8 protein-coding genes and 1 pseudogene are annotated in these 4725 nt (G+C 34.8%); 7 read left to right on the forward strand and 2 right to left on the reverse strand.

The genetic code is table 11. The features are described 5' to 3' along the window. The first annotated feature begins 39 nt into the window (after positions 1-39). Positions 40-225, forward strand: coding sequence for a hypothetical protein (locus ABD917_RS08455; RefSeq protein ID WP_345119630.1), 186 nt, complete (start codon positions 40-42; stop codon positions 223-225). 587 nt (positions 226-812) lie between these two features. Here ABD917_RS08455 and ABD917_RS08460 read toward each other — a convergent pair. Together ABD917_RS08460 and ABD917_RS08465 are read right to left on the reverse strand one after the other, a co-directional pair. Next, positions 813-1178, reverse strand: a complete 366-nt coding sequence (locus ABD917_RS08460; protein ID WP_345119631.1) for a hypothetical protein — start codon at positions 1176-1178, stop codon at positions 813-815. 17 nt (positions 1179-1195) lie between these two features. Further along, positions 1196-1501, reverse strand: a complete 306-nt coding sequence (locus ABD917_RS08465) for a hypothetical protein (protein ID WP_425548565.1) — start codon at positions 1499-1501, stop codon at positions 1196-1198. A 101-nt stretch (positions 1502-1602) separates the two neighbouring features. On the opposite strand from ABD917_RS08465, the gene ABD917_RS08470 reads away from it, so the two are divergent. From ABD917_RS08470 to ABD917_RS08495, 6 genes and pseudogenes are all read left to right on the forward strand, one after another. Next, positions 1603-1914, forward strand: a complete 312-nt coding sequence (locus ABD917_RS08470) for a helix-turn-helix domain-containing protein (protein WP_345119632.1) — start codon at positions 1603-1605, stop codon at positions 1912-1914. A 189-nt stretch (positions 1915-2103) separates the two neighbouring features. Next, positions 2104-2478: a hypothetical protein gene (locus tag ABD917_RS08475; RefSeq protein WP_345119633.1), complete on the forward strand. Its 375-nt coding sequence runs from the start codon at positions 2104-2106 to the stop codon at positions 2476-2478. A 62-nt stretch (positions 2479-2540) separates the two neighbouring features. Then, positions 2541-2903 (forward strand): annotated as a pseudogene (locus tag ABD917_RS08480) (antA/AntB antirepressor family protein). 72 nt (positions 2904-2975) lie between these two features. Next, on the forward strand, positions 2976-3704 hold the full coding sequence (locus ABD917_RS08485) for a Rha family transcriptional regulator (RefSeq protein ID WP_345119634.1): 729 nt from the start codon (positions 2976-2978) through the stop codon (positions 3702-3704). Between the two features lie 12 nt (positions 3705-3716). Then, positions 3717-3998, forward strand: coding sequence for a hypothetical protein (locus ABD917_RS08490; protein ID WP_345119635.1), 282 nt, complete (start codon positions 3717-3719; stop codon positions 3996-3998). Between the two features lie 11 nt (positions 3999-4009). Continuing rightward, positions 4010-4579 (forward strand): hypothetical protein, encoded by a 570-nt coding sequence (locus tag ABD917_RS08495; protein WP_345119636.1) that lies wholly within the window; start codon positions 4010-4012, stop codon positions 4577-4579. Positions 4580-4725 lie beyond the last annotated feature (146 nt).

Genomic DNA, 4725 nt, shown 5'->3' on the forward strand with positions numbered 1-4725 from the left:
GAAGAAAAGATCATAGAGTTGTACAATTGAGATCAGGATATGGCTTCTCTCTTAAGAAAAGAGGCTGATGCTTGTCGTAAGAGTTTTACAATTAAATCTTCTGATTCATTTTGCTCTGAAATTATTGATATGCTCGTTAGAGCTTTAGAGAATTTTTCACAACAGGATTTAGCAAAACTCAAAGAATTATTAAAAGAAGTTAGCAAAAAAGAACGTGCTTTGTAGAGGCATGTTGCAAAATCCTATTCCCTTACTTTTATTCGGGTATCCCCCACAGTAAAAAAGACATATAATTACAGTAAGTTATTAGACAGATAAGTAATGTTACAATTCCATTAAAGAACAGAGAGTTTAGGATAGTCGCAGGATCATTAGTTCATTTATACGTAACCTTCTATAATCCTACAAAACAGATGATTAGATTGAATTATATATGGATAGATAAAAAGAGCCCCTTTCAATTTGTTCATGTCTCATATCCTAAATCCAGCTTAAGATTGCATAAACAAACAGAAGACATCTTCATTAAAACGCAAGAAAACCACGTCAACTTGGTAAATCCTAAGCTAAACCCAATCCAAAATGAATGGTATGACTTGTTTAGTATTGGGAGTGAAAGCGAACTGACATTTTTACTTATTTTTGCAATGTGCAATCCATCTGAGGTACAACCTATAAATATCATTGTAGAACACACTTCTCCAAATTATCCGACCAAAACACTTAAACCTAATTTTTATCTTGGTTCCTTTTGTGATGACTAATATTTTAATTTCATGTAACTAAAAGTAATCAAAGTTACTTACTTTCTCTTATAAGTTGATAGTTTTCCCCCCATCTCGCTGTACTAAATGTGTAGACTGATTGTATTTCTGCAAATTATCTATGAAACGCTTTTTGAAACCATACGCATCACTATACGCCTTTATAGACAATGATGGTCCTAGAGCACTTTGAACTCTTAAATTATCATTTTCATCAAGAGAGAAGTTCCAATCAGAATCATGAAAAATAATTGTGCTACCGTCTGGAAAATCCATTTCTTTTGTTGAATCTTCTAAAATGTGAAAAGTATAATATGGACTTTGCAAAACATTTGTAGAGCTTTGCATTTTTTTATAAGAGGTATAAAAACAAAGAGGCATGATTATATTTGCAATAAAAAGCACAATAATCATCGCGAAATTTTCCATCTTTATTCCCTCTCTTCATATTGTGGTTGTACCATCTTATTTTGTTGGCACGACTTTTCACTCAAACTGAAACCGTTGACAAAAGAAGGCGGTGGAGGAGATTGTTCTTTGTTCATCAAATTTTGCAAACGCTCAGGATAGAAAAAGTCCTCTGCGCACAAGTCAATGTCATGACGTTTAGCGTAACTGAGCAGCTGTACTTGATAAGATGAAGGAAACAATCCACCAGCACCGACTTTTTTCCTAGAGTAAGTTATACGATAAATAGCACCTTTACATTTATGTAAAATGTGTGCGACATTAGCCACTCCCCCCTAAATATTTTATAAGGGTATATGCAGGACCTTGTTTCATAATAACATAATTTATTAAATTAATTTTTCACTAAATCTGAAAGATTCTTATTATAATGGAACGTGAACAGTTAAGATTATGGCTTAATGAGCAATTAGTTAAAAAAGGACACGGCAGTAAAAAAATGCTGGCTGAGCATTTAGGTATATTGCCTTCCACTCTTACCAGCATATTAAATAACTCAGGTACAAATCGCTCGATAAAAGCAGATGAATTAATAAAAATTATCAATTTTATCGGTGAAGTCCCACCTTTTTTAATCAAGGGATGTGGGCAATTTGTTAGTCTTTTTTATCAAGCAAAGCCTGAGGTTCAACAAGCTGTTTTAACAATTCTTCAGAATTCTGGCCAATCAGACAAAAAATAAGAGCAGATATCACCTTTTTATCCCCATAATCCCAAAGTTTTTTAGCATTTTTTTATCCACTATTAGCCTTTATATACAAATATTTCATATTTTATGAAATTTATTATTGGAATTTTTCATAAAATATGAAATATCTATCTCATAAACTACACACAAACAATCGCCAAGAGGCGTTAGGGAGGGGAGATTATGGAAAAGCCAATTCTTATTAATTCCAATGAAATTTTATTAGTTGTCTATGATGATGTTCAACACATCGCAGAGTCAGGACCTCTTGATGCAAGCCAAGTTCAAGAAATTATTGATGAGGCAGATGATGCAATACAAATCCTTCGCGTAAATCCTTCTGAAAAGAGTTGTGAAGATATCTCTGAAGATATCGCAGAAGCATATGTAGAAGACAATATCGAACGTCTCAATGAGGATAGTGAGGGTCATTACTTTATACGCGAAAGTGATGCCTACAATAGACTTTTAGACGATTTAGTACAGCAAAAATATGAAGATGAAGTCTACGGTACTTATGAAGAGCAGAACCGTTTGCGTCTTAGTGATGTCATTTAAACTCTAAAGGCGCGTTTTAAAGCGCCCTCTTTAATCTATCAATAATTGATTAGAATAAACTTATGAACACACATGGTATTTATATTCATAGTGAAGGATATCTCACACCTGAAAACGAGGTAGACGACAAAATCGGTTATGTCCAAATGGTCAATGCACATGTAATGCATAAACACCTACATTTGAAACAAGATTTTTCCACTTGATTTAATGATCGTGTTGCAAAGCTTGATTTAAAAGAAGGCGTGGATTTTGTTTTTACAAAACAAGAATGGAACAGACAGAAGATTTGTCCAAAATCTGAAATAGAAACAGATAAAACCGATAATCATTACTTCAAAATTCACGCAGCAAGGAAAGTTTCTCAAGCAGAACGCCATAAAAACTATGGCAGAATATTATATCAAACCTTGTATTTTTGTTAATGAAGGAAGCGATGATGCAAAACTTTATCAGAACATATGAAAAAAATACGAAGCTCTTGAAAGGAGTCCATCATGCATAATGTTATGGCAGCAACAGAAAGCAATTTTAATAACCAAACTATTCAAACTATGTCCAGTCGTGAAATTGCTGAACTATGTGGTAAACAACATGCACACATTATGCGTGATATTAGGCATATGTTAGGGGAATTATACCCTGAAGGGGGGCAATCCAAATTGGGATCCACCTATTTAGACAAACAAGGCAAGCCCCAAAACTGCTACCATCTCCCCAAACGTGAATGCCTTATTTTAGTTTCAGGTTACAACATGACATTACGTGCTAGGATTATAGACCGCTGGCAAAAATTAGAAGAACAAGCAGCTAATCCTCAAATCGACTATTCAAGTTCAAAAGCTATGATTGGATTTTTGAATTATTTGCAAGGTCAAATAGATCAAAAAGACACCATCATTGAAGATTTAACACCAAAAGCCATGGCACTTGAAAGTTTACAGCGCCATGATGGCCTTTTTGGTCTTACAGAAGCCGCGAAAATACTCGAGATGCAACCAAAACAATTCATTCAGTTTTTACAGCAAAAAGGTTGGGTTTATAGGCGTGCAGCAGGTGGAAATTTACTCCCTTATCAAGACAAAATCCAAAAGCAACTGATGGACTGTCCAACTATCACGCTTCAAACCGCTAGTGGAATAGAAAAAGTCATTCCTTGCGCAAAAATTACCACAAAAGGCATGGGGCTTCTGTCTCAAGAACTTAAAAGACAAAGTATGCATTAAGAGGAGATTATCATGATAAAAAAGAAATATAAATTCACTGATGAAACAATCAAAATTTATGGAATAACGCTTTACCGTATCCGTGCATTAAAAGACTTTGGAGATGTTAAAAAAGGTGATCTTGGTGGTTGGATAGAGAGTGAAAGAAATCTTAGCTATGATGACAATTGCTGGGTTGGTGGTGAGGCATGGGTTTATGAAAATGCCGAAGTTTATAATAACGCAAAAGTTGGTGCTAATGCCATAGTAGCTGGAAAAACAGCATTTTATGGAAGTGATGCTATCTTAAGGTAGAGGCAAAAACCATGGAAAAGAAATACGAACTGACTGATAAAATAAAAGAATTTTATGATGCAAGAACCGATAAAAGTAAAAAACTTTATCGTATACGTGCATTAAGAGATTTTAGAAATATTAAAAAAGGTTACTTAGGCGGCTATATACAAAAAGAAGACAACCTATCGCATGAAGGCGATTGTTGGGTTTGGCATAAAGCTATGGTTTATGGTGACGCTAAGATTTTCGGCAATGCACAAGTATTTGAACGCGCAAAAATTACAGGCAGGGCGCGTGTTTATGAAAATGCAAAAGTTTGCGGTGAAGCATCGGTTGCTAATGAAGCGCAAATTTACGGCAATGCACAAATTTATGGTGAGGCTCGAGTTTTAGGCCATTTTTATGGCAATGCCCGTGTCTATGGAGATGCTTATATAAGTGATAAAGCACACATTTCCGGAAATATGAAAATTCTAGATGGAGTATATATTTTCGATAATGTAAATATTTCTGCTAATCTTGAAATTCGTGGACGCAATTCAATCATCTGCGAAAGTGACTATTCAGCAAGCGATATAAGCTACATAAGCCGTTTCTAGCAACAAAAACAAAGATTTTAACACATGCGTGATTCACGCCACGGGTGAATTGCGCTTTAAATGGAGGAAATCAAGATGAATGAAATAAGTACTACACAAACGGAATTAGTGGAAAAAACAAACGCTTGTGAAACCAACTCTACAGC

The sequence above is a fragment of the Bartonella pachyuromydis genome, assembly GCF_039543065.1.
Taxonomy (GTDB): Bacteria; Pseudomonadota; Alphaproteobacteria; order Rhizobiales; family Rhizobiaceae; genus Bartonella; species Bartonella pachyuromydis.